This is a genomic window from Streptomyces sp. NPDC085900 (assembly GCF_044540925.1).
GTDB classification, from domain to species: Bacteria; Actinomycetota; Actinomycetes; order Streptomycetales; family Streptomycetaceae; genus Streptomyces; species Streptomyces gilvifuscus.
Window position 1 is genome coordinate 186,108 of sequence record NZ_JBITSP010000007.1, and the last position, 22,578, is coordinate 208,685.

The 22,578-nt window shown below is 72.3% G+C and carries 18 protein-coding genes; 12 read left to right on the plus strand and 6 right to left on the minus strand.

Annotated elements, in window-relative coordinates:
* Positions 1 to 6: 6 nt before the first annotated feature.
* The gene (locus tag ACIGDI_RS24840) at positions 7 to 768 is read right to left on the minus strand and encodes a hypothetical protein (RefSeq protein WP_399900426.1); all 762 of its coding nucleotides are present in this window, start codon (positions 766 to 768) and stop codon (positions 7 to 9) included.
* A 378-nt stretch (positions 769 to 1,146) separates the two neighbouring features.
* On the opposite strand from ACIGDI_RS24840, the gene ACIGDI_RS24845 reads away from it, so the two are divergent.
* The 4 genes from ACIGDI_RS24845 (at position 1,147) to ACIGDI_RS24860 (ending at position 7,083) form a co-directional block, all read left to right on the plus strand.
* Positions 1,147 to 2,436, plus strand: coding sequence for an EsaB/YukD family protein (locus ACIGDI_RS24845; protein ID WP_399900429.1), 1,290 nt, complete (start codon positions 1,147 to 1,149; stop codon positions 2,434 to 2,436).
* A gap of 52 nt (positions 2,437 to 2,488) precedes the next feature.
* Complete coding sequence (locus ACIGDI_RS24850; RefSeq protein WP_399900431.1) at positions 2,489 to 4,069, plus strand: hypothetical protein; 1,581 nt, start codon at positions 2,489 to 2,491, stop codon at positions 4,067 to 4,069.
* 224 nt (positions 4,070 to 4,293) lie between these two features.
* Positions 4,294 to 6,015: a TROVE domain-containing protein gene (locus tag ACIGDI_RS24855; protein WP_399900434.1), complete on the plus strand. Its 1,722-nt coding sequence runs from the start codon at positions 4,294 to 4,296 to the stop codon at positions 6,013 to 6,015.
* Between the two features lie 42 nt (positions 6,016 to 6,057).
* On the plus strand, positions 6,058 to 7,083 hold the full coding sequence (locus ACIGDI_RS24860) for an aminoglycoside phosphotransferase family protein (RefSeq protein WP_399900437.1): 1,026 nt from the start codon (positions 6,058 to 6,060) through the stop codon (positions 7,081 to 7,083).
* 30 nt (positions 7,084 to 7,113) lie between these two features.
* Here ACIGDI_RS24860 and ACIGDI_RS24865 read toward each other — a convergent pair whose 3' ends face one another.
* Positions 7,114 to 8,550: a flavin-containing monooxygenase gene (locus tag ACIGDI_RS24865; protein WP_399900440.1), complete on the minus strand. Its 1,437-nt coding sequence runs from the start codon at positions 8,548 to 8,550 to the stop codon at positions 7,114 to 7,116.
* A 145-nt stretch (positions 8,551 to 8,695) separates the two neighbouring features.
* Between ACIGDI_RS24865 and ACIGDI_RS24870 the strand changes: the two genes are divergently transcribed.
* Positions 8,696 to 9,604: a slipin family protein gene (locus tag ACIGDI_RS24870; protein ID WP_399900443.1), complete on the plus strand. Its 909-nt coding sequence runs from the start codon at positions 8,696 to 8,698 to the stop codon at positions 9,602 to 9,604.
* Here the strand turns inward: ACIGDI_RS24870 and ACIGDI_RS24875 are convergent.
* Positions 9,495 to 10,739 (minus strand): MFS transporter, encoded by a 1,245-nt coding sequence (locus ACIGDI_RS24875; protein WP_399900447.1) that lies wholly within the window; start codon positions 10,737 to 10,739, stop codon positions 9,495 to 9,497. The two genes, ACIGDI_RS24870 and ACIGDI_RS24875, sit on opposite strands and share 110 nt — an antisense overlap.
* A gap of 83 nt (positions 10,740 to 10,822) precedes the next feature.
* Here ACIGDI_RS24875 and ACIGDI_RS24880 point away from each other — a divergent pair, with 83 nt between their 5' ends.
* The 3 genes from ACIGDI_RS24880 to ACIGDI_RS24890 all read left to right on the plus strand — a co-directional run bounded on the left by ACIGDI_RS24880 (position 10,823) and on the right by ACIGDI_RS24890 (position 13,271).
* Positions 10,823 to 11,809 (plus strand): ArsR/SmtB family transcription factor, encoded by a 987-nt coding sequence (locus ACIGDI_RS24880; RefSeq protein WP_399900450.1) that lies wholly within the window; start codon positions 10,823 to 10,825, stop codon positions 11,807 to 11,809.
* Between the two features lie 9 nt (positions 11,810 to 11,818).
* Complete coding sequence (locus ACIGDI_RS24885) at positions 11,819 to 12,328, plus strand: glutathione peroxidase (protein ID WP_399900453.1); 510 nt, start codon at positions 11,819 to 11,821, stop codon at positions 12,326 to 12,328.
* 76 nt (positions 12,329 to 12,404) lie between these two features.
* Positions 12,405 to 13,271 carry a MerR family transcriptional regulator gene (locus tag ACIGDI_RS24890; RefSeq protein WP_272178126.1) on the plus strand — a complete coding sequence of 289 codons (867 nt, stop codon included), beginning with the start codon at positions 12,405 to 12,407 and terminating at the stop codon, positions 13,269 to 13,271.
* A 13-nt stretch (positions 13,272 to 13,284) separates the two neighbouring features.
* Here ACIGDI_RS24890 and ACIGDI_RS24895 read toward each other — a convergent pair whose 3' ends face one another.
* Positions 13,285 to 15,159 carry an MFS transporter gene (locus ACIGDI_RS24895; RefSeq protein ID WP_399900456.1) on the minus strand — a complete coding sequence of 625 codons (1,875 nt, stop codon included), beginning with the start codon at positions 15,157 to 15,159 and terminating at the stop codon, positions 13,285 to 13,287.
* A 250-nt stretch (positions 15,160 to 15,409) separates the two neighbouring features.
* Positions 15,410 to 17,977, minus strand: coding sequence for a D-alanyl-D-alanine carboxypeptidase (locus ACIGDI_RS24900; RefSeq protein WP_399900459.1), 2,568 nt, complete (start codon positions 17,975 to 17,977; stop codon positions 15,410 to 15,412).
* 235 nt (positions 17,978 to 18,212) lie between these two features.
* Here ACIGDI_RS24900 and ACIGDI_RS24905 point away from each other — a divergent pair, with 235 nt between their 5' ends.
* The 3 genes from ACIGDI_RS24905 to ACIGDI_RS24915 all read left to right on the plus strand — a co-directional run bounded on the left by ACIGDI_RS24905 (position 18,213) and on the right by ACIGDI_RS24915 (position 20,644).
* On the plus strand, positions 18,213 to 18,968 hold the full coding sequence (locus ACIGDI_RS24905; RefSeq protein ID WP_142152787.1) for a GPP34 family phosphoprotein: 756 nt from the start codon (positions 18,213 to 18,215) through the stop codon (positions 18,966 to 18,968).
* 412 nt (positions 18,969 to 19,380) lie between these two features.
* The gene (locus tag ACIGDI_RS24910) at positions 19,381 to 20,238 is read left to right on the plus strand and encodes a helix-turn-helix transcriptional regulator (protein ID WP_058924761.1); all 858 of its coding nucleotides are present in this window, start codon (positions 19,381 to 19,383) and stop codon (positions 20,236 to 20,238) included.
* A 214-nt stretch (positions 20,239 to 20,452) separates the two neighbouring features.
* Complete coding sequence (locus tag ACIGDI_RS24915; protein WP_399900462.1) at positions 20,453 to 20,644, plus strand: DUF397 domain-containing protein; 192 nt, start codon at positions 20,453 to 20,455, stop codon at positions 20,642 to 20,644.
* Between the two features lie 131 nt (positions 20,645 to 20,775).
* On the opposite strand, the gene ACIGDI_RS24920 is transcribed toward ACIGDI_RS24915, so the two are convergent.
* A complete protein-coding gene (locus ACIGDI_RS24920; protein ID WP_399900465.1) occupies positions 20,776 to 21,615 on the minus strand; it encodes a hypothetical protein in 840 nt (279 codons plus the stop codon).
* 80 nt (positions 21,616 to 21,695) lie between these two features.
* Here ACIGDI_RS24920 and ACIGDI_RS24925 point away from each other — a divergent pair, with 80 nt between their 5' ends.
* On the plus strand, positions 21,696 to 22,481 hold the full coding sequence (locus ACIGDI_RS24925; protein ID WP_399900468.1) for an SDR family oxidoreductase: 786 nt from the start codon (positions 21,696 to 21,698) through the stop codon (positions 22,479 to 22,481).
* The last annotated feature ends 97 nt before the right edge of the window (positions 22,482 to 22,578 follow it).

Sequence of the window (22,578 nt, forward strand, 5' to 3'; positions counted from 1 at the left end):
TGGTTGTCAGCGCACGTCGACGTAGTCGCCCGTGGCGTTGACCGCCGACGTGGTGGACGTGCCCGCGAACGACCAGCGCCAGTAGCCGTCCGCGGCTGCCGTGACCGTCGTCGAGAGGTTGCCCGTCGAATTGCTGTAGACCGTCTTGAGGGTCGTGTAGGTACTGGTGCCCGCCTTGCGGAACTGCAGCTTCACCGGCTGGTTGGTGTAGCCGGCGTAGACGCGCCTGTCCCAGTTGGCACGGGCCAGCTTGCCGGTGACCGTGATCGGCTTGCCCTTGGCGACCGGCTCGGGGCCGGCGTTGACGCTGAGCGTGCCCCGCCGCAGGACCGGGTGCTTGGCGGCGCCGCCGTTGTTGTAGAAGTCGCCGTCCTTCGACTGGAGTTGGACGGTCACGTCCCACTTACCCGCGAGGGCGTTGCGGGGCACGCCCCAGCCCGAGTCGAGCTTGAAGGCGAGCTTGCAGGTGGAGGTGGTGGCGTTGACCGCGGTGCACGTCGGGGTGCCGTGGTACGACCAGTAGTCGTCGCCGACCTCCCGGTCGATCTGGAGGAACGCCAGGTCTTTGCTGATCCCCGAGTCGTCCGAGGCGGTCACCGAGATCGTGAACGACTCGCTCTGCGAAGTGCCGAGGACGATCGGCTTGCCGCCGTTCACCGACAGCTTCTGGATCACCACGCCGGTCTCCGTCGCGTAGGCGGCCGGGGCGACGGCGGCGGAGGCGGAAAGCACCAGGGCGCCCGCGAGGACGGCACCTATGGATTTCATGCGCATGAATCCCCCATTGGTTCGGGCCCGCCCCGGCCGTGAATCCCCCCGGCCGCAGGCATGGCAAGTGGGGCGAGGATATGTCACCCGCGCAGGTCAGCCGCGGTGGGAGTGCGCGGGAGGCGGCCGGGGCTCGTGCGCCCTCGGCTGCGGGAGGGGTACAGGAAGGTCTCCCGCCGCGCGCGCTGCCTGACGGCAGGAGAGCAACGCGGGGGCGGATCGGGCGTGTTTGCGGGTGTGGGGGTCGTTGCCGGGTTGTGGGTGGGGTGTGTGGGGTGGTCGTCATGGGCCGTGTGACGAGCGGCGGGCCCTCTTCCCGCCGGTGATAAGTTCGAGCGCGTGATATCTACGGGGGCTTCGAGCCGTACGGGGCTCGCGTTGAGCCGGGTCACCCTGGTGGGTGAACGGCGGCGCGTCGAACTTGTGCTGCCTTCGCAGGAGCCGGTCGGACGGTTGCTTCCCGAGGTGCTGCGGCTGCTCGACGACCGCGTGGGTACGCGACCGCAAACACGGCATCTGGTGGCCGCCGACGGCAGTGTGCTCGATCCCGAAGCCACCTTGGAGTCGGCCGGGGTGGTCGAGGGGACCGTGCTGCGGCTCGTGCGTGGCGTGTCCGACGAGGCCGCCGCGGATCTGGACGTACGGGCCTGGCGCTGGGGGATGCCGGCGGTGCGCGGCGTCGCCGGTTGCGCGGTGGTGGGGTGGGCGCTGACCGCCTCCTTGCTGGCCCGCCGGGAGTTCGACGCGGAGAGCGTGGGTGGGGTGCTCCTCGCCGTCGCCGCGCTCGCCGCTCTTGCCGGGGTCCTGTTCGCGCGGGTCCGTGAAGGGCGCGGAGTGGGCGGGGTCCTCGTCGCCGTGGGCGGTGCCGTCGGTGTCGTAGGAATGTGGAGCTTCGCCGACGGCCAGGAGTGGTCCGGTGCTGTGCGGCTCGCGGGGGTCGCGGCGGTCGTGGCCGTCGCCCTGTCGCTCCTCGGGTGGCGTTCCCCGCTGGGACGTGCCGGGTACTTCGGAGCCGTCGCCGTCGTGGGAAGCGCGGTGTGCTGGGAGACCGCCGTCGCGGTGACCACCGTGGGACGGGCCGGCGCTCTGCTCGGAGTGGTGTCCGTCGTCGCTCTCGGCCTGCTGCCGCGGTCCGCCCTGACGGCTTCCGGGCTGTCCGGACTCGACGACCGACGGTCCGGCGACTCTTCCGTGAGCCGGTATCAGGTCTCCACCGCGCTCGCCGCCACACACCGCGAACTCGCCCTCGCCACTCTCGTGACCGCCGGGTCCGCCGCCGTGGGCGGGATGCTCGCGCTGCGTCCGGTGAACGTGTGGACGGTGACGCTCGCCCTGGCCGTCGCCCTGGTGCTCGCGCTGCGCGCCCGGGCCTACCCCCTGGTGCCCGAGGTCGTGGCGTTGTTCCTGGCCGGTGCCGTGGTGGCCGTTCGGCTCACCTGGGTGTGGGCGGAGCGTGGCGGTACGGGCGGAGCCGGCGGGGCGGTCGCCGCGCTCGTCGTGGCGGCCCTCGTCACGCTGGGCGTGCTCGTGGTCCGGCCGTCCGAGCGGGTACGGGTACCGGTGCGGCGGTTCGGCGATGTGCTCGAGTCGGTCGGGGTGATCGCGCTGTTCCCCCTCGTGATCGGCGTCTTCGGGGTGTACGGGCGGCTGCTCGGAACCTTCGCGTGAGCGTGAGCGTGGACATGAACGTGAACGTGGGCGAAAGCATGGGGCGGCGGCGATGAACCGGGCTCAGGACAGCGGTGACGGTCGGCGGGACGAGGTGCTGCGGGAGATGCAGGGCGGCGGTGACACGGTGGCGCCGGCCGCCGTTCAGGAGACCGCGGCCGAGACCCGCCCGGCCTCGGACGACGACGCCCCGGGAGACCGGGCTCCCCTTCCGGTACGTCACCCCGACGAGCAGCGTCCCAACCCGGGGTGGTCCCTCTCCGCGCGCATCGCCGCCGCGGCCGCCTCCGACGACGTACCCGCGGAGCGGCCGCAACAGCGGTCCGGGGGGCAGGAACTCGCTGAGGAGGAAGGGCAGTTGGAGAAGGTGGTCGTCTCGCAGCCTCTGACCGACTTCGACCCGCAGCCCGTCCCGGCGGCTCAGCCGGAGCCGGCCCCGCAGCCCGTCCCCGCCGCTGAACCGGAGCCTGCCCAGCAGTCCATCCCGGCAGCCCACCCGGAGCCCGCCCCGCCCGCGGTCCCGGCAGCCCAGCCGCAGCCGATCCCGCACCCCGAGCCCGAGCCCGTACCCCAGCACGCCCCGGTGCCTGTGCCCGTTCCCGCCCCCGCCGCCCAGCCGGCGCCGCCCCCCGTGCCCCCGGCTCCCCCGAGTACTCCGGCTCCCCCGGCCCCCGCCCATCGCCCCCGCGCCTCCACCCCGGCGCTCGTCCACCCCACCCCCGAGTCCGTCCCCACGCTCGACCCCCGGCTCGCGCTTGCTCTCGGGAAGCCCGCGCACGGGGATTCCGTGAGCCGGCGTACCGCGCAGTCGATTCGTCGGCTGACGTCCTCCGCCGCGCAGGACGTGGCCGAAGAGACGCGGGTGGGGCGGGAGTTGCAGCAGCCGGTCACCAGCGGGCGGGTCATCGCCGTGACGTCCATCCGGGGTGGCGTGGGCAAGACGACGACCGCCGCACTGCTCGCCCGGGCCTTCAACCACTACCGGCACGATCCGGTGCTCGCGCTGGAGGCGGACGCCGCGCTGGGGACGCTTCCCGTGCGGCTGGGGGCGGAGTCGGTGCGCTGGTCCGTCGGGGACCTGGCCCAGATCCTCAAGCCGTCCATGCAACTCACCGACGTGATCGGCTACTTGGTGCCGGTCTCCGGCGGCGGCTGGCTGCTGCCGGCGAGTCAGGGGCGGGTCGGTGCGCCGCTGGACATCCGGACGTACCGCAAGGCGACGCTCGCGCTGCGCCGGTACTTCGGCGTGACGGTCGTGGACTGCGAGACGCTGCCGGGCGAGGTGGCCCGTACGGCCATGGACACCGCGCACGCCCGGGTGGTGGTCGCGCCGCTGACCGCCGAGGGCGTCGGCGGCACCCGGGTCGTACTGGACTGGCTGGCACGGCTGCCGCACTCCGCCCTGGCGTCCACGGTCGTCGCGCTCATCTCGGCCACGCCCGACCCGAACCTCGATCTGAAGACGGCGACGGCGCATCTGCGGGAGACGGGCGTCAGCGTGGTGCACCTGCCCTACGACCGGCATCTCGCGGCCGGCGGCCCCATCCGTACGGAGCTGCTCGGCTCGGCGACGCGCCGTGCGGCCACTCGGCTCGCGGCGGAGGCGCTGCAGCGGGCCGTGCGGGCACGTTGACGCGCACCGGAGGCGGCGTCAGCCGAGGGTGAGCGGTTCCTCGTGGCAGTCGCCGCCCGCCGAATAATTCGAATGCGTTCCCGCACCGGGCCCGGTAGCGTCCGGTTCCGACGCCTTCCGATGCGCTGTGCCCCGGTTACTTCCTGTCAGAGACCACACCGGTGCCCATTTCGATCTCGGAAGGCGCCACCTTTTTCCGAGGTGCTTCCAGGGGGACCTTCTGCATGACCCATTTCAACCGTCAGCGCGCCAAGTCCGAGGCCAGGAGCGAGATCCAGGCGGAGATACCGGGCTTGACCGCGGGCGGAGCGACGTCGTCGCTCTCCACCCACGGACGGTGGCTGCTGCCGGCGTCCGGTCCGTCGGGGGCCGCGCGCCCCAGGGCGATCTTTCCGGCGCACGGCCGCACCCACCAGGGCGGCGCGGGATACGCGCGTACGCCCAAGGCCGAGCTCTTCCTGCTGGCCGTCGCCAACATGGTGGGCCATCACAGCTTCTACGAGAACGCCGCCGCCCGTGACGAGCGCTACGAGCGGCTGGTGCGCACGCTCGCCGTCAGCGACCCCGAGTGGACGCTCGGCCTGCTGCGCTGGCTGCGCACCGAGGCGCACATGCGGACCGCGTCCCTGGTGGGCGCGGCCGAGTTCGTGCGGGCCAGGCAGGAGGCGGGGCTGACCGGCTTCTCCCGGCAGGCCGTGGACGCCGTACTGCAACGAGCCGACGAGCCGGGCGAGTTGCTCGCCTACTGGACCGGCCGGTACGGGCGGGCGCTGCCGCAGCCCGTGAAGCGGGGAGTCGCCGACGCCGTGCGGCGCCTCTACACCGGACGGGCGCTGCTCAAGTACGACACCGGGTCGCGGGGTTACCGGTTCGGTGACGTCATCGAGCTGACCCATCCCTCGCCGCATCCCGAACGCCCCTGGCAGGGCGGGCTGTTCCGGTACGCCATCGACCGGCGGCACCGCGGCGAACGTGCCGTGCCGCCGGCCGGCGAGGAGCTGCTCGCCGCGCACCGGGCACTGCTGGCCGCACCGGTCGAGGAGCGGTACGCGCTGGTCACCGGGGAGGGCGGGGCCGCGCGGCTGGCGGCGGCCGGGATGACCTGGGAGTCGGTGGCGGGCTGGCTGCAGGGGCCGTTGGACGCGGCGGTGTGGGAGGCGGTGATCCCCTCGATGGGGCCGATGGCCCTCGTCCGCAACCTGCGCAACTTCGACCTCGCGGGGGTGAGCGACCGGGTGGCCGCCGAGGTGGCCCGGCGGATCGCCGACCCGGCCGAGGTGCGGCGCTCCCGCCAGTTCCCCTTCCGCTACCTGGCCGCCCACCGCAACGCGCCCTCGCGGCGCTGGGAGGACGCGCTGGAGACGGCCCTCGGGCACTCCCTCGCCGACGTTCCCGAGCTGCCGGGCCGCACGCTGGTGCTGGTGGACCGTTCTGGCTCGATGTTCGACCGGCCCAGCGAGCGGACCCAGCTCAACCGTGCCGACTCGGCGGCCGTCTTCGGTACGGCGCTGGCGATGCGGGCGGAGCGGGCCGACCTGGTCGAGTTCGGCAGCGACAGCCGCCCTGTCGAGGTCGAGCCGGGCGAGAAGGTGCTGCGTGTGCTGGACCGCTTCCACGATCTCGGCGGCACCAATACGGCGGCGGCCGTCACCCGGCACTACGACCGGCACGACCGGGTGGTCGTGGTGACCGACGAGCAGACCGAACTGACGCCCTGGGCCGACCCGTTGCGCGCGGTCCCGGTGCGTGTTCCCGTCTACACGTGGAACCTGGCGGGCTATTCGATGGGCCACGCCGCGTCGGGCCCGCACCGGCACACCTTCGGCGGTCTGAGTGATGCCGCGTTCCGGCTGATCCCGCTCGTCGAGGCGGGCCGCGAGGCCGACTGGCCGTGGCTTGCGGAGGCCGCCCGGAGCGGCCCGGTCTCGGGCACCGCGACGCCGTAAATCCAGGTGATGCGCCCACCCCGGTGGTGGTGGGATGGCGCGATGAGCGACGACGTGACGGTGGACGGCTCGCCGAGCGTGGACCGGGGGCGGTTTCCGACGGCGGTGACGCCCTGGGACGACGAGGCGTGGCGGGGCGCCGCCCTGGGCTGGGTGAGCGAGGTGCTCGGCGCGCGCGGGCTGCGGGAGACCGGGGCCCGGCAGGTGCGGGTCCGGCCCTGGTCGGTGCTGGTGCGGCTGGCCGTCGACGGGGCCGGCGGGGCCGTGTGGTTCAAGGCCAATCCGCCCGGCAGCCGCTTCGAGGCGGCGCTGGGAGAGGCTCTGGCGGGGTGGGTGCCGCAGCGGGTGCTGACGCCGATCGCGGTGGACGCGGAGCGCGGCTGGTCGCTGCTGCCCGACGGAGGGCGGCGGTTCGCCGACACCCTCGACGCCGGGGACGCCGGCCCGCGGGCGTGGGAGGAGATGCTGGGCCAGTACGCCGAGATGCAGCGCGCTCTCGTACCGCACGCCGGGGCGATCGAGGCGCTCGGCGTGCCCCGGGCCCGTACCGCCGAGCTGACCGGGCTGTTCGACCGGCTCGTCGAGGCGAACGGGGCGCTGACCGGGGAGGAACGGGTGGTGCTGGACGGGCTGCGGCCGCGCGTGCAGCGGTGGTGCGCCGAGCTGGCGGAGGCCGGTGTCGGGGACTGTCTGGATCACTCGGACCTGCACGAGGGGCAGGTCTTCCACGCGCCGGAGCGGGGCCGTTTCACCTTCTTCGACTGGGGCGACGGCCTGGTGACGCACCCCTTCTGCAGTTTCCTGGTCCCCGCCCGCTGCGCCGTGGACCGCCACGGCCCCGGCGTACTGCCCCGTCTCCGGGACGCCTATCTCGAACCCTGGACGGCCGACGGTCACAGCGCGGCGGAGCTGCGCCGCGCCCTCGGCCCGGCCTGGAGGCTGGGTGCGATCGGGCGGGCCTGCTCCTGGGGGCGGCTCTTTCCGGGCGCGGCGGACGGCACGGACCTGGCTGGCGGCGGCGCGGCGGCCCAGTGGCTGCTGCGGCTGGGCGACGAGCCACCGTTGTAGCGGGCGGGTCCGAACGGGCGCCCGACGCGGTCACCGGTCCGGCGGTACGACGAACCGGAAGTCGGCGGGGGCCGGCCGGCGGGTGCGGTCGGCGTACTCCCGCATGTATCCGGGCCAGTTGGCGACGTTGCGGCCGTCGGGGGTGCGGTACCAGGAGGAGCACGACTGCCATGCCGTGCCCTCGAACCGCGCCCGCAGGGCGGCGAGCCCCGCCTCCTCCGCCTCGGGCCGCACGTCCAGGGCCACGGCTCCGTTGCGGCGGGCCAGTTGCAGGGCGCGGCGCACGAAGGCGGCCTGCGCTTCCAGGAAGAACAGGATGGACCCGCCGGAGGTGTTGGTGTTGGGGCCGTACATGAGGAACAGGGAGGGGAAGCCGGGCACCATGATCCCGAGGTGGGCGCGGGCCCCGCGGGCCCAACTCTGCGCGATGGTACGGCCGTTCGTGCCCTGAACCGTCATGGGCAGCATGAAGGTGTTGGTGCGGAAGCCGGTCGCGTGGATCACGCAGTCGACCTCGTGCAGCCGTCCGTCCTCGGTGAGCGGCCCCTCGGGGGTCATCCGGACGATCCGGTCCGTCACCAGCTCCACGTCGGGGCGGCCGAGGGCCGGCAGGAAGTCCGAGCTGAGCAGGACCCGTTTGCAGCCGAAGGCGTAGTCCGGCCAGACCTTGCGGCGCAGTCGGGGGTCGGGGAGTTGGCGGCGCATGTGCGCGGCGGAGAGCAGGGCGCCGACGCGGCCGACGGTGCGGGGGTGGCGTATGCAGAGGGTGAGCAGCTCGATGCCGTGGAAGAGGAGCCGGCGCCACAGCCGGCGGGCCCAGGGTGCTCGCAGCAGCCGGTTCAGGGCGGTCGGCATCGGCCGGCTCGTGCCCGGCAGGAACCAGTTCCCGGTGCGCTGGAACACCGTCAGGTGCGCGGTGAGCGGCGCTATCCGCGGCACGAGCTGGACCGCGCTCGCCCCCGTGCCGATGACCGCCACCCGTTTGCCCCGCAGGTCGTAGTCCTCGTCCCAGCGGGCGGAGTGGAAGCTGCGGCCCGCGAATTCGGACAGTCCCTCCACCGCCGGGTAGGCCGGTTTGTCGAGCTGCCCGGTGGCCATCACGACGGCGTCCGCGACCCACTCCCGCCCCTCGCCCGCGCGCACCGTCCACGTCCGGGTCCCTTCGTCCCAGGCGCACGAGGTCACTGTCGTGCCGGTGACGATCCGCGGGGTGATTCCGAGGGCGTCCGCGGTCTCCCGCAGGTACCGCAGGATCTCGTCCCGGCGGGAGAACAGGTGTGTCCAGGAGGCACGTTGGGCGAAGGAGTACGAGTACAGGTGGCTCGGCACGTCGCAGGCGGCGCCCGGATAGCGGTTGTGGAACCAGGTGCCGCCCGGTTCCGCCGCCGCCTCCAGCAGGGTCACGTCGTCCAGTCCGTGCCGCAGGAGTTCGGCGGCGACGGCGATGCCGCCGAAGCCGGCGCCCACGACGACGACCCTCGGCGGTCGGCCCTGTTCCGGTCGGTTTTCTTGACGTTCTCCTGACGCGTGCGAGCGCATCCAGCCGACTCCGTCCGGTGTCTTCACCTCTGTCTCAACCCTTTGTCGCAATCCTTTCGAGGAATGGAGTGCCATGGAAGGCACTGTGGTCGTGGTCGGACTGGTGGCCCTGGCGGCTCTGCTCGTGCTGCGCAGCGGTATGCGGGTGGTCAACCAGGTCGAGCGCGGCGTGGTGTTCCGCTGGGGCAAGGCGCTGCCGTCGTACCGGCAGCCCGGCATCACCTTCCTGATCCCCTTCGCCGACCGCATGCGCAAGGTGAACGTCCAGGTGGTCACCATGCCGGTGCCCACGCAGGAGGGCATCACCAAGGACAACGTCTCGGTCAAGGTGGACGCCGTCGTCTACTTCCGCGTCACCGACCCCGTGCGGGCCGCCATCGAGGTCCAGGACTACGTCTTCGCCGTCGGCCAGGTCGCCCAGTCCTCGCTGCGTTCCATCATCGGCAAGAGCGACCTCGACGACCTGCTCACCGACCGGGAGCGGCTGCACGAGGGCCTGGCCCTGATGATCGACAGCCCGGCCGCCGAGTGGGGCGTCCACATCGACCGCGTCGAGATCAAGGACGTCCAGCTCCCGGAGTCCCTCAAGCGCTCCATGTCCCGTCAGGCGGAGGCCGAACGGGAGCGCCGGGCCCGGGTCATCACCGCGGACGGCGAGTTCCAGGCAGCCCAGCAGCTCGCCAACGCCTCCCGCATCATGTCCGACACCCCGGAGGCCATGCAGCTGCGTCTGCTGCAGACGGTCGTGGAGGTGGCGGCCGAGAAGAACTCGACGCTCGTGATGCCGTTCCCCGTGGAGCTGCTGCGCTACTTCGACAGGGCGGCGCAGAAGATGACGGGCGAGCAGGCGCCGGCTCCCGCGACTCCGGTGCCTACGACGGCTCCGGTTCCGACCGCCTCACCGGAACCGACTCCGGCGCCGGCTGCGGCACAGGCGCCGGCTCCGCTGCCCGACCCGCGGACCGCGACCCCCGGGCAGTAGCCAGCACCAGCGTCACGGCGGCCGAGGCGGCCGCCATGACCGTCATCGCCACGGCGGGCGAGGTGAGTTGGGCCACCGAGCCCGCCAGCGCGGCGGCGACGCCCTGCATGGTCAGCATGCCCGAGGAGTGCAACCCGAGTGCGTGGCCGGAGAGTTCGTCCGGGGTGAGGGACATCAGCCGCTCCTGCTGGACGAGGCTCGCGCCGAAGCCGACGGAGGCGAGGGCGGCGAGGAGGGCCGACCACGGCAGGGCGGGGTGCAGCGCGAACAGCAGGTAGGGCGCGGCCAGCAGCAGGAGCAGCGGGGTGGCCAGGCGGGCGCGCAGGGCGGCCGGGACGAGACGGCCGACGGTCACGTCGCCGGCGAACATGCCCAGTGCCGCGGCCGCGAACAGGGCGCCGGCGGCCCGGGGATCGTAGGAGACGTAGAGGGATTCGCAGCCGACGACCAGGCCGTTGGGGAGCCACAGGCCCAGGTAGGTGAGGCGGCGGGGCGGGGACGACCACAGCAGGCGGTTCGTGCGCCAGGTCGCCGCCACGGACGGGCGGCCCGAGGCGCGCGGCGGCCGGGCGGTCAGGCCCAGGCGGACGGCGAGGGCGGAGCCGGCGTAGAGCGCCGCCGACAGCAGCAGGCACGCGCGTGGGGACAGGACCGCCAGCAGGGCGCCGCCGGTCGCGTATCCGGTGATCTGCATGAGCCCGGAGAGCATGTTGAACACCGAACGCCCCAGCAGATAGCCGTCCTTGGAGAGGATCTCGTTCAGCAGCCCCCAGCGGACTCCCCCGCCGAGCGAGGCGACGAGCCCCTGCAGCAGGACGACGGCGAAGACGCCCCACACCGGCAGCCCGGGCAGCGCCAGCAGCGCCGAACCGGCCGCGAAGGACAGGCCGATGCCGGTCAGCGTCGACCTCGGCGGCAGCCGGTCGGCGCCGGACAGCAGGAAGGTCGCGCCCAGTACCTGCGCCAGTTGCGGCCCGAACATGCTCACCGCCGACAGCAGCGGCGAGTCGGTGGCCCGGTAGACCAGCGTGCCGAGCGCCAGACCGCCGATCGTCTGGGCCACGGTGAGGCCCGCCGAGGAGAGGAAGAACGGGGTGAACTCCGGGGTGCGGAAGAGGTCTCGGTAGCTGCGCATGCCCGGAGTCTGCGAAGAGCCGTCGAGCGGTGGTTATTGTTTCGCGTGGACGCGAAACGTCATGGGCCGGAGGGCGGGCGGGCATGGGCTGGTGGCAGATCGACGCCGACACCCTGGCCCGCAGCCGGTTCGTGCTCTCCCCGCTCGCCGAGACCTTCGCCTGTCTGCAGCTGATGCACTTCGGCGGCCCCGCGCACCCGGGTGAACAGGCCTGGCTGCGCGCCCACCTCCCGGCCTACCGGGCACTGCTGGCGGCCGACCCCGTGACCGCGCGGCTGGTGCGGGCCGGACTCGGCCGGGGCTGGATCGCCGACTTCCTCGCGCCCACCCCCAGGGACGGCGAGTCCATCGAGGAGGGCCTGGCCCGGATCCGGGCGACCGACCCCGCGCGGGCCCGCGCCGACGTCGTCGTCGCCCTCCAGGGGGCACCGCTCCCCGCCGCGCTCCACCGCGACGACCTCCCGGAGCGCGCGGCCGGCCTCCTCGCCCACTTGTGGACGGAGGCCGTACGGCCGTACTGGAACCGCCGCCGGCACATCCTGGGGGCCGATGTGGTCGCCCGCACCGCGCAGGTCAGTCAGGGCGGCTGGGCGAGCGTCCTCGACTCGCTGCGGCCGGGGCGCAGCCGGTGGCTCGGCGAGAACCGGCTCCAGGTCAACCTGCACGAGTATCCGCCGCGCGACATCTCCGGCGCCGAGCTGATCTTCGTGCCGGTCACGCCCAAGGCGGGCTGGGTGTCCTGGGAGGAGCCCGAGCGGTACGCCCTCGTCTACACCTGCGCGGGAGCCCTCGCCGACCCCACCGGGCGGCCCGCGCCCGCGAGCCTGGCCGCCCTCCTCGGTCCCGCCCGGGCCGCGGCCCTGGTGCTGCTCGGCTCCCCCATGAGCACCAGCCAGCTGACCGCCGTGACCGGCCAGGGGCTGGGCTCGGTCGGCCGGCATCTGAAGGTGCTGCTGGACGCGGGCCTGGTGGAGCGGCGCCGGGCGGGCCGTTCGGTGCTGTACTCCCGCACGCCGGCCGGTGACGTCCTGGTGGAGGCCCAGGACCGGTCCGGCGCGCGGCGGAGTTAGCATCCGCTCATGACGACCGCAGACAGCAACGGCGCCGGACCCCTCGACGTGGAGATCGGCGCCCTCCAGGGTGGATCGGCCGGCCTCTCCCAGTACGCGGGGCGGGCCGTACTCATCGTGAACGTGGCATCCAAGTGCGGGCTGACCCCGCAGTACGCCGGTCTGGAGCGGCTCCAGGAGCGCTTCTCCGACCAGGGCTTCACCGTCCTCGGCGTGCCCTGCAACCAGTTCCTGGGCCAGGAGCCGGGCAGCGCCGGGGAGATCGCCGAGTTCTGCTCGGCGACGTACGGCGTGACCTTCCCGATGACGGAGAAGATCGAGGTCAACGGAGACGGGCGGCACCCCCTCTACGACCGCCTCGTCTCCTTCGCCGACGCCGAGGGCCACGACGGCGACATCCGCTGGAACTTCGAGAAGTTCCTGATCGGCCGGGACGGCAAGGTCGTCGCCCGCTTCTCCCCGCGGACCGAGCCGGAGGCGGCGGAGGTCGTGACGGCGATCGAGAGCGCCCTCGCCTAGGACGAAGGTCGCCGTTGACCTTGTCCCTGGGGCAAGGACGAGCATCCCTCGTCGTCGGGCGGAACGGTTCCGCGCGATGACGGAGGATGCTCGGGTGGACGACGAACTGCTCACCATCGGCGCGTTCGCGGCCCGGGCGCGGCTCTCGGCCAAGGCACTGCGGCTCTACGACCGGCTCGGGCTGCTGGCCCCGGCCCACGTGGACGAGCTCAGCGGCTACCGCTACTACCGGGCGGGCCAGGTGGAGCGGGCCCGGCTGGTGGCGCTGCTGCGGCAGCTCGACATGCCGCTGGCCCGGATCGCCGAGGTGGTCGAGGCGGACGGCGCCGAGGGCGCCGGCCTGCTCGCCGCGTACTGGGCGGACGTGGAGACCCGGCTGGCCGGGCAGCGGACGCTCGCCGAGTACCTCCGTGGACGACTGTCGGGGAGGAGCTCCGAGATGTACGGGAAGTTCGTGGTCGAGACGGTGGACGTACCGGCGCGGGTGGTGATCACCCAGTCACGGCACACGCTGGCGGACGAGCTGCCGGCGTGGATCGGCGCGTCGCTGGGCCGGCTGGAGGCGGCGGCCCGGGAGTGCGGTGGCGTGACGGCGGCGCCGTACGTCGTCTACCACGCCGAGGTGTCGATGGAGAGCGACGGTCCGGCGGAGTCGTGCGTGCCGGTCGCCGACGAGACGGCGGCGCGGGCCTGGGCGCAGGAGCACGGCCGGACCTGGGAGACCGGGGTGCGGGTGGAACCGGCCCAGCGGCTGGCGTACACCCGGATCACCAAGGCCCAGGTGGCCCACCCGCAGATCATGGCGGCCTTCGAGGCGGTGGAGCAGTGGATCGCCGCGCAGGGGCTCCGGCAGGCGGGGCCCTGCCGGGAGGTCTACTTCGCGGACTGGGACGCGGCGGGGCCCGAGGACGAGGTGTGCGACGTGGCGTTCCCGGTGAAGTGACGCCCCGGGGGCGCTACTTCAGCTCGTCGGGACACGGAGTCCCGCGCGGCAGCTGATACGGCGCCCCCAGCCGGTACGTCCCCGCCTTGGGCGCCAGCAGGATCGTCCACTTGTCGCCCTTGGCGTCCTCCTCCGTCTGCATCAGACAGCCGTTGACGTTGTCGTACGACTTCGGCAGGCCGTCGGCGCGATGCTTGGAGGCGTCCGTCTCCTGCGGGGGCTTCACGCCCTTGCCCTTGGCGTCGACCAGGCCGAGCCACGGGGAGTAGGGGACCCGGATCAGCACCCGGCCGGGCTTCTTCACCTCGATGGTCAGCTCGCCCTGGTCGGCGCGGTCGACGATGGCGGGCGGGTCGGCGAGCGGGGTCGGGTCGGTGACCCGGAACAGCTGCCAGTTGGCGTCGCCCCAGATCTGCCGCAGATACGGCATGCCCCGCTGGACGAGCTCCCGCTCGCGCTCACCGCCGTCGCCGTCCGGCTCGCCCTTGGGCAGCACGACGAAGTGCACGGCCCAGCGGCGCAGCCATTCGTGGTAGTTCGCCGAGTTGAGGGTGTCGTCGTAGAAGAGGGGGTTGCGCTCCATGTCGGCCTGGCGGTTCCAGCCGCGGGCCAGATTGACGTACGGGGCGAGGGCGGAGGCCTCGCGGTGGGAGCGGGCGGGAACCACCTCGACGCGGCCCTTCTCGGCGCCGACCCCCTGGAGCTCGTTGACGAGCGGGGCCAGCTCGCGGGCCCAGGAGGCGGTCGGGGTGGTGCGCACGACGTCGTCGACCGCCTTGAACCCGATCCAGAAGGTGAAGCCGGCGATGGCCAGCACCGTCAGGTACCACTCGCGGGTGCGCCGGGTCTTGAACGGCAGTACGGCGACCAGCGTGACGCCGGCGAACAGCATCGCCAGCCGGGTGATGTTGGAGCCGATCTGGGAGCTGACGATCCACACGCCGAGGACGGACAGGCCGTACACCGCGGAGGTGAGCCGGACCGTCGTCCACTTCCTGGGGACGAGCGCGAAGACCAGGACCGCGTAGATGAACGGCAGGCTGGCGGAGCCGATCGTCATCGGCTGGGTGCCGGAGAAGGGGAACAGCCAGGCCGACAGGGCCACCACGGCGGCCGGCGCGAGACCCAGCGCCCAGGCGCCTGGCCGGCGCTTCTGCAGGAACAGGGCCACGGCCACCAGCCCCACGAACAGCCCGGCCACCGGTGAGGCCAGCGTGGCGAGCGCGGCCAGCGGCGCCGCGCAGGCGGCCTTCGCGCCTCTGCGGTAGCGCCACTTGTGCGGCCAGCAGAACACGACGGCGACCGCGCCCAGCGCGAACACGGTGCCCAGGCCGAAGGTCACCCGCCCCGAGGCCGCGTTGCACAGGAACGCGAAGACGCCCGCCAGCGAGGCCCACAGGGGGTTCTTCACCGACCGGCTGCGGATGAGGATCATGGTGAGTAGACCGGCCGAGACGGTCCCCGCGATCATCATCGTCGTCCGCACGCCGAGCACGGACATCAGATACGGCGACACCACGGAGTACGACACCGGGTGCATGCCGCCGTACCAGGCGAGGTTGTACGCCGAGTCCGGGTGCCGGCCGACGAACTCGGCCCACGCGTCCTGCGCCGCGAGGTCGCCGCCACTGTTCGCGAACGTGAAGAACCAGGCGATGTGGAGGGCGCCGGCGAGCGCGGTGATCGAGAGCACCGGGTGCCGCAGCAGCCGCTCGCGCAGGGCGAGCAGGAGGGTCGACGCACGGGACGGGGCGTCCGGCGTACGGTCGTCCCGCACCCGGTCGTCGTCGTCAGGGGCGTCGACGCGCGGTACGGGCACGCGTATTCGCGGGCCGGTTCCCCGTCCCGGATCGGCGTCGTCGGCGCGTGTCGGCTCCGCAGTGGCCACCTGAAGGCACTCCCCGTGGTGTCCCGTCTTCTGTTCTGGTCCTCTGTCAACAGGACGCGTCCCGTTGCCCGCGGGTTCGCGGCCACGTCCCCGGGGCTTTCCCGATCGCGTCCCCTGCGCGACGGCCTGCCCCGTTTCGTGACGCTAGCACGCAGCGCCGACACCGCCACCCCGCGGCCTGCCCCGGAGGAAACACCGGCCGCCGTCCCCGCGGGGACGGCGGCCGGTGCGCCGCGGCCTGCCCGGCCGGTCAGCCGAGGCGGGTCAGCTTGTCGGTGAAGCCGGGCTCGGCCAGGTCCTTCTGCAACTGCACCGGGACCTGCACCGCACCGCTCGTGCCGCCGTCGCCGACGGTGAGGGTGCCGACCTTGGTGCCGGCCTTCGCCGTGTGCGGCAGCTCGCCCGTGACGAAGGACAGCTTCACCTTCAGCCCGGCCCAGCCGACGGCCGAGACGTCCTTGGTGATCACGACGGGGGTACGGCCGCCGAGGCCGTCGTCGACGTATCCGACGACGTCGCCCTTCTTCAGGATCGTCGCCGACCTCAGAGCGCCCTGCGCGGCCCGGATCAGCTTGTCGCCGGCGTCGAGCGCGCCGGCGAGGATGGTGTTGTCGCTGCCGCCGGGGCCCTGGCCGAGGACGGCGCCCACGATCGTCCGGGTCTCCCCGCCGACCTGCTTGACGGCCGCGAAGACGAGGTTGCCGCCGGCCGCCGTGGTCGTGCCGGTCTTGATGCCGATGACGCCGTTGTAGCCGACCAGGCGGTTCCAGTTGCTGTGCTTGCTGCCCTTGTAGTCGGTGTACTCCATCATCCGGGCGATCTCCCGGAAGCTGGGGTTCTTCATCGCGGCCTTCGCGAGCCTCACCTGGTCCGCGGCCGTGGAGACGGTGGTCTTCTTCAGGCCCGAGGGGTCGGTGTACGTCGTGTTCTTCATCCCGAGGTCCTGGGCGGCGGCGTTCATCTTGCTCACGAACGCCTTCTCGGAACCGGCGTCCCAGCGGGCCAGGAGACGGGCCACGTTGTTCGCGGACGCGATCAGGACGCCCTCCAGGGCCTCCTTCTGGGTGATCGTGTCACCGGCCTTCACCTGAACCGTCGACTCGCCGTCCGCGGTCGCCTGGTCCTGCGCCGTCTGGTCGACCTTGATCTTCTCGCCGTCGCCCTTGAGGGGGTGGTCGCGCAGGATCAGGTACGTGGTCATGACCTTGGCGACACTGGCGATCGGTACGGGCTTCTGCGCGCCGGAGGAGCCGAAGGAACCGATGCCCTGGACGTCCAGGGCGCCTTCGCCGGACGCCGGCCACGGGATGTCGGCCTTGCCGCCGTCGAAGGTGTAGCTCTCGTCGGCGGTGAGGTCGAGGGTGGGGGCCGGGAGCGGGCGGACCGCCTGCACGATCGCGAAGACGACGGCCAGCAGCAGGACCAGCGGCGTCCAGATCTTGACCCGGCGGACGATCGTGCGGACCGGGGTCTCCGGCGGCGGCGGGGTGTTGGTCAGCTCCGCCAGCAGGTCCAGCGGGGGCTTGGGCGGGAGCGGCTGCTGGGTGGTGCGCTCGGGGCCGACCTGCGCGACGGACGCCGTGGCCTCCGCGGGCGCGGGCTGCGGCTTCTTCGCCGCCGGGTCGTCCAGGGGCTTGAGAGCCACGAACTTGCTGGTCCGCTCGGGGTCCGACTTGGGGTCGGTGAGCTTGAGCATGGTCGTCGGCTGGTCCACCCGGGGAGTGGGCCGCTTGAAGATGGCGGTGGGCTGATCGACGGGGCCGGAGGCTGCTGCGGCATCCTCGGGGGCCTTGGCGTCGGGCTTGGCGTCGGCCTTGGTGTCGGGCTTGGTGTCGGGCTTGGCGTCGACCTTGGTGTCGGGCTTGCCGTCGACCTTGGCGTCAGGCTTGGCATCGGCCTTGGAGTCGTCGCCCTTGTCCGGCTCGGGCTTGGCGGAGTCCGGCTTGGCATCGGGCTTGGCGACGGCGACGGCGTCTTCCGGCTCGGCGTCGGCGACCGCATCCTCGGGCTCGGCGTCGGTCACCGCGTCCTCGGGCTCGGCATCCGCGTCGGCCGCCTCGGTGTCGGCGTCGGCCACCGCGTCCTCCGGCTCGGCGTCCGTCGGCTCCTCCGCGGAACCCTTGGCCTGCCCGTCGCCCTCGGAGTCGCCGGACCGGACCCAGGCGGCCACGGCGGCGCGCAGCCGCTCATCGCCGACGGCAGCGCCCTTACCGCCGTCGGCGTCGGCGCCGCTCTCCTCGGCGCCCTCAGCGTCCTCGGAACCCGCGTCCGTCTCGGCCTCCGCGCCTTCCGCGCCTTCCTCGCCTCCCTGGCGCCCCGAGGCGGCCTCCGCGTCGGAATCCGCGTCGGCGTCCCCAGGGGCGCTCTCGTCGCCGCTCTCGGCGCCCTCGGGGGCCTTCTCGGCGGTCTCGGCGGTGCCGGAAGGCTCCGTACCGGTTCCGTCCCCGCTGAGGCCCTCAGCGGCTTCCTCGGCGGTCTCGGCGGCATCAGCGCCGGAGCCCTCGGCCCCGGAAGCCTTGGAGTCCCCGGCCTCCGCGTCCTCGGCCCCCGAGTCCCCGGCCCCGGGCGCCTGCCTGGCCGCATCGGCGGCCTCGGCCTCCTCGTCCGCCGTCTCCGCCGTCTTCTCGGCTTCGGTCAGGAGATCACGTACCGAAAGCACTCGCGTGGCCGTGTCCACGCCTCCGCGCGTTCCCGGTTCCTCATCGGCGGCCGTCCTGGCCTCGGGAACCGGACCCGCGCTCCCCGACGTCGGTTCTGCCGACGACTCGCGCTGCTTCGACCTGTCGGGGGACTCGCCCGCCACCGATGCCTCCTCCATGTGCCGCCGCATGCCCCGCACGCGGCTGCCGAACCGTCAACCGAACCGTGAATCGCCGCCCGGGACACCGCAATCGCGCTGTCCGAACCATGTACCAGTGTCCTGTGTGCGGGCTTAACCCCTGCGGTAGACGAGAACGACATACCTACCGGTTCCCTCACAAAGAGGTCACGCACCCTCGACAGACCAATGTGAGAGGGGTCACCCTGTCATTCATCCACGCGGGGAGGCATGGATGGGCAGGAGCCGCAGAACACTTCCGGAGGAGCTTCTGCTGCTGGCATTGGACCCGGCCACGGGTACCACTGCGCAGCCGCAGTCGCTCGACCTCGGTCTGGCCGGAGCACAGCTAGTGGAGCTGGCGCTGGCCGGACGGATAGCCCCAGACGGGGATCGTATCGCCGTGGTAGTACCACGGCCGACTGGAGATCCAACGTTGGACTGCGCGTTGGAGTTGCTGCGAAGGCGTGGCGCTCCCGTGCGGGCAGTGAACTGGATCGGCGGGCCGCGCCTTGGGCTGCGCCAGACCTACCTCTCGCATCTGGAGCGGTGCGGCATGGTGCATGCCGTGGCGGGCCAGATGTGCGGAGTGCTGCCGACGACTCGCTACCAGGCGACGGACAACGCCATCAGCCGGGAGATCAGGGCCCGGCTGGATTCCGCGATCCGTACCGGCGTACCGCCGGACCCACGGACCGCGGCGCTCGCCGCACTGGCGCACGCGGTCGGCCTCGGCAAGCACCTGTATCCGGGGAACGAGGGACGCTCGTCCCGCTCCCGGCTGCGGGACCTGATCAGGCACGACCCCATGGGCGGTCTCGTCGCGCACGCCGTGATGGACGTCCAGAACGGCGTGGGCGCCCAGCCCCGCCGCAGCCCGGCCCCGGCCGGCCGTCAGGCCGCCGGACCCGTCGGGCCCGCACCGGAACCCGCTCGTGGCGTTCCGATGCAGCCGCGCCGCGGACCCATGGCGCGTGTCGTGGCCCACTGAGCCGCGGTCCCACGACACACACCGGCACCGCACCGCGAAGCACCGCACCGCTGAGCACCGCACGAGCACCGCACGCCGCACCTGAGTCCCCAGACCCGGTTCGGGAGCCGCTGGTCCGCGCGGGGCGGTGGGACCGTACGTCGTCCGTGTCCTCGGATACGGATGGCGTAACGGTTCCGCCGTCCCGCGCGGCCGCTTCATGTCCGGCGGCCCGCCCGGGCGGCGACCCCGGGCCCGCGTCGGCCCGGTTCCGTGCCGTGTCGCGCCGCCACGCGCGCGGGTGCCGCGAACTGGCGTGTATCCAGCGCATATCCGCCGTTTCCCAGCGGTAGAAAGCACCTTGGTGGCAATCTGCTCAACAGCAGATACGCAAAGTGGCAAACAGAGGTCCGCAGCCGGAGGTGCACGTCCCGTGGCGTCAAGTGTCAATCCCACCGTCAGGCGACGCCGGCTGGGCCAGGAGCTGCGCCGGCTCCGTGAGCTCAAGGGCATGACGGCCGAGGAAGTGGCGGAGCGGCTGCTGGTGTCGCAGTCGAAGATCAGCCGGCTGGAGAACGGACGGCGCAGCATCAGCCAGCGCGACGTCCGCGACCTGTGCGGGGTGTACGAGGTCGAGGACCACCGGATCGTCGACTCGCTGATGCAGATGGCCAAGGACAGCCGCCAGCAGGGGTGGTGGCACTCCTTCGGCGACATCCCCTACAGCGTGTACATCGGGCTGGAGACGGACGCGGCGAGCCTGCGCGTCTACGATCCGCAGGTCGTGCCGGGCCTGCTGCAGACGCGGCAGTACGCCGAGACGCTGATCGCGGGCGCCCTGCCCGAGACCGCGGCCGCCGACATCGACAAGCGCGTGCAGGTGCGGCTGCGCCGGCAGGAACGAATCACCGCCCCGGAGAACCCGCTGCGGCTGTGGACGGTGATGGACGAGGCGGCCCTGCGCCGGGTGGTGGGCAACCGCTCGCTGATGCGGGACCAGTTGGAGCACCTCGTCGAGCAGTCCCAGCTGCCGCACGTCACCGTGCAGGTGATCCCCTTCGACATGGGGGCGCATCCCGGCCTCAACGGCCAGTACGCGATCCTCGAGTTCCCGGACGCGGCCGACTCCAGCGTGGTCTACATCGAGGGCGTCACCAGCGACCTGTACCTGGAGAAGGCGAACGACGTGCAGAAGTACAGCGTGATGTACGAGCACCTGCGGGCGCAGGCCCTCAACCCGGACCAGTCACGGCAGTTCATCGCGGACATCGCGAAGGAGTACGCCCGCTGAAGCGCCGTACCGTACACCTTCATGGGTCTCCAGTGGAAGACCCACCTGGAATATGCCATCCAGTCGAGTGAATAGTCGCTTCGTACACCGAGGTGGGCGAGTAGCGTCGATCACGCCACCACACACCACAGGTTGGCGCAAACCGCGCTGTGGGTTCGGAGTCGGACTCGTCGTGCGGTGACAGCAACTCAACGACTGGCATTCCGGAGCAAAAATGGCAATTCGTCAGGGCGCCACGGACACGTGGACCAAGTCCTCGTACTCCACGGGCAACGGCGCGTGCGTCGAGATCAAGTCACCGGTTTTCGCGGCAATGGCCGTCCGGGACTCCAAGGTCACCGAGGGCCCGGTACTGGCCTTCCCGGCCAAGGCGTGGAACACGTTCGTCGCGTCGATCAAGGCGTAGCGGAAGGGACTCACGATCTTCGGACCGTCCTTCCCTCGAGCACAACTTCACAAGCAGCACAGCAAGAGCCCTCTCGACCAGCTTCGCCGTCCTTGCCGAGGGGGCTCGGCCTGTGTCTGGGGCCCCTGGCTCTAGCGCAGTTTGTCGACGTACTTGTCCGTCCCCGGAATCGTCGGGACGAACGGCGCCACCAGCTCCACCCTCCCCAGCCCCGTCTCGCCCACCGGCCCGTCCAGCCCCGTGAAGTACGCCTCCCAGCACTCCCGCGGATCGGCCTCCAGGAACCACAGCAGCGTCAGCCGGGTGTCCACGCCCTCCACCTGCTTCACGTACGTCATACGGTCGCCCGGCAGCGGGGTCGGCCGGAACACGGTCACCATGGCCGCCGGCGACCCCGCCAGCCGCTTGGGCAGGTGCCGCGTCCGCAGCCATTCGAGCAACTCGGCCCGCTGCCCGGCCGATTCGGCGTCGATCACCTCCACCACCAGCCCCGCGTACGGGTGGTCGAGGGCGTGGAAGTCGCGGGGTCCGGCGGCGCCGTCCCGGTAGACCGTCACCTCGTGGTCCTGGAACGCCGTGAAGACGTGGGTGCGGTCCTGGTACACGCGGGCGTCCCGGTTCAGCCGTTTGTTGATCGCCACGGTCCACCTCATGTGGTCGTCGTAGCGGCCGTCGGTGACCCAGTACGTCGAGATGTAGCAGCCGGCGGTGACCGGCTGGGCGACCGCCGACTTCTCGGGGTAGCGCAGCAGTTGGAGATCGCGGGTGGCCACCCAGCGGCGCCCGGCGAACATCCAGGGCATGGCCATAGCGCCGGCGTAGTAGTGGTCGTCCTCGTACCAGCGGTTGTACGCGTACTCGTGGCCGGGGTGCGGCTCCACCATGGTGATGAGGGCGTGGCCGGGACGGACTCCGTAGGGTCCCACGGCGGCCAGTTCGGCGTACACGTCGCTCCGGGTTTCCTCACTCACGTCGCTCCCCTTCCGTCCTCCGCCGGTCGCCCATACTCTGACGCCCCGTCAGATAATTGGCCATACCCCCGGAGGCTCGGATGTCACTGCTCACGGGCAAGACCGTCGTCGTCTCGGGAGTCGGCGTCGGGCTCGGTCACCAGGTCGCGGCGGCGGTCGTGCGCGACGGCGGCAACGCGGTGCTCGGGGCGCGCACGGAGGCGAACCTCGCCAAGAGCGCGGCCGAGATCGATCCGGACGGGGCGCACACCGCGTACCGGCCGACCGACATCACCGACGAGACACAGTGCGAGGCGCTGGCCGCCCTCGCGCACGAGCGCTTCGGACGGATCGACGCGGTCGTCCATGTGGCCGCGTGGGACGGCTACTTCGGCGGCCTGGAGGACGCGGACTTCGCGACCTGGCAGTCGGTGATCGACGTGAACCTGCTGGGCTCGCTGCGGATGACACGGGCGTGTCTGCCGGGCCTGAAAGCGGTGGGCGGTTCGGTGGTCTTCATCGGTACGCAGTCCTCCGTCGCCGCCCCCACGCAGGTCCGGCAGGCGGCGTACGCGGCCTCGAAGGGGGCGCTGACGAGCGCGATGTACTCGCTGGCGCGCGAGCTGGGGCCGCACCGCGTCCGGGTCAACACCGTGTTGCCCGGCTGGATGTGGGGGCCGCCGGTGCAGGCGTACGTGCAGTTCACGGCGCAGACGGAGCGGGTGCCGGAGGCGGAGGTGCTGAAGCGGCTGACCGACCGGATGGCGCTTCCCGACCTCGCCACGGACGCGGACGTCGCCGACGCGGCGGTGTTCCTCGCCTCGGACCGGGCGCGGGCCATCACCGGGCAGTCGCTGCTGGTCAACGCGGGGGAACTGATGCGCTGACGGTCGAAATCCAGCCACCCCGGTTGTTCACGTACATAAACAGCGACCATCAAGCGGAACAATTTTACCCGCTCTTGAACCGACGCTTGCTTGCTGT

Bases quoted from the DNA above. Each gene is read 5' to 3' on its own strand.
- ACIGDI_RS24840 (WP_399900426.1), bottom strand. From the start codon at position 768: ATGAAATCCATAGGTGCCGTCCTCGCGGGCGCCCTGGTGCTTTCCGCC.
- ACIGDI_RS24850 (WP_399900431.1), top strand. From the start codon at position 2,489: ATGAACCGGGCTCAGGACAGCGGTGACGGTCGGCGGGACGAGGTGCTG.
- ACIGDI_RS24855 (WP_399900434.1), top strand. From the start codon at position 4,294: ATGACCCATTTCAACCGTCAGCGCGCCAAGTCCGAGGCCAGGAGCGAG.
- ACIGDI_RS24860 (WP_399900437.1), top strand. From the start codon at position 6,058: ATGAGCGACGACGTGACGGTGGACGGCTCGCCGAGCGTGGACCGGGGG.
- ACIGDI_RS24870 (WP_399900443.1), top strand. From the start codon at position 8,696: ATGGAAGGCACTGTGGTCGTGGTCGGACTGGTGGCCCTGGCGGCTCTG.
- ACIGDI_RS24875 (WP_399900447.1), bottom strand. From the start codon at position 10,739: ATGCGCAGCTACCGAGACCTCTTCCGCACCCCGGAGTTCACCCCGTTC.
- ACIGDI_RS24880 (WP_399900450.1), top strand. From the start codon at position 10,823: ATGGGCTGGTGGCAGATCGACGCCGACACCCTGGCCCGCAGCCGGTTC.
- ACIGDI_RS24885 (WP_399900453.1), top strand. From the start codon at position 11,819: ATGACGACCGCAGACAGCAACGGCGCCGGACCCCTCGACGTGGAGATC.
- ACIGDI_RS24890 (WP_272178126.1), top strand. From the start codon at position 12,405: ATGACGGAGGATGCTCGGGTGGACGACGAACTGCTCACCATCGGCGCG.
- ACIGDI_RS24900 (WP_399900459.1), bottom strand. From the start codon at position 17,977: ATGGAGGAGGCATCGGTGGCGGGCGAGTCCCCCGACAGGTCGAAGCAG.
- ACIGDI_RS24905 (WP_142152787.1), top strand. From the start codon at position 18,213: ATGGGCAGGAGCCGCAGAACACTTCCGGAGGAGCTTCTGCTGCTGGCA.
- ACIGDI_RS24915 (WP_399900462.1), top strand. From the start codon at position 20,453: ATGGCAATTCGTCAGGGCGCCACGGACACGTGGACCAAGTCCTCGTAC.
- ACIGDI_RS24925 (WP_399900468.1), top strand. From the start codon at position 21,696: ATGTCACTGCTCACGGGCAAGACCGTCGTCGTCTCGGGAGTCGGCGTC.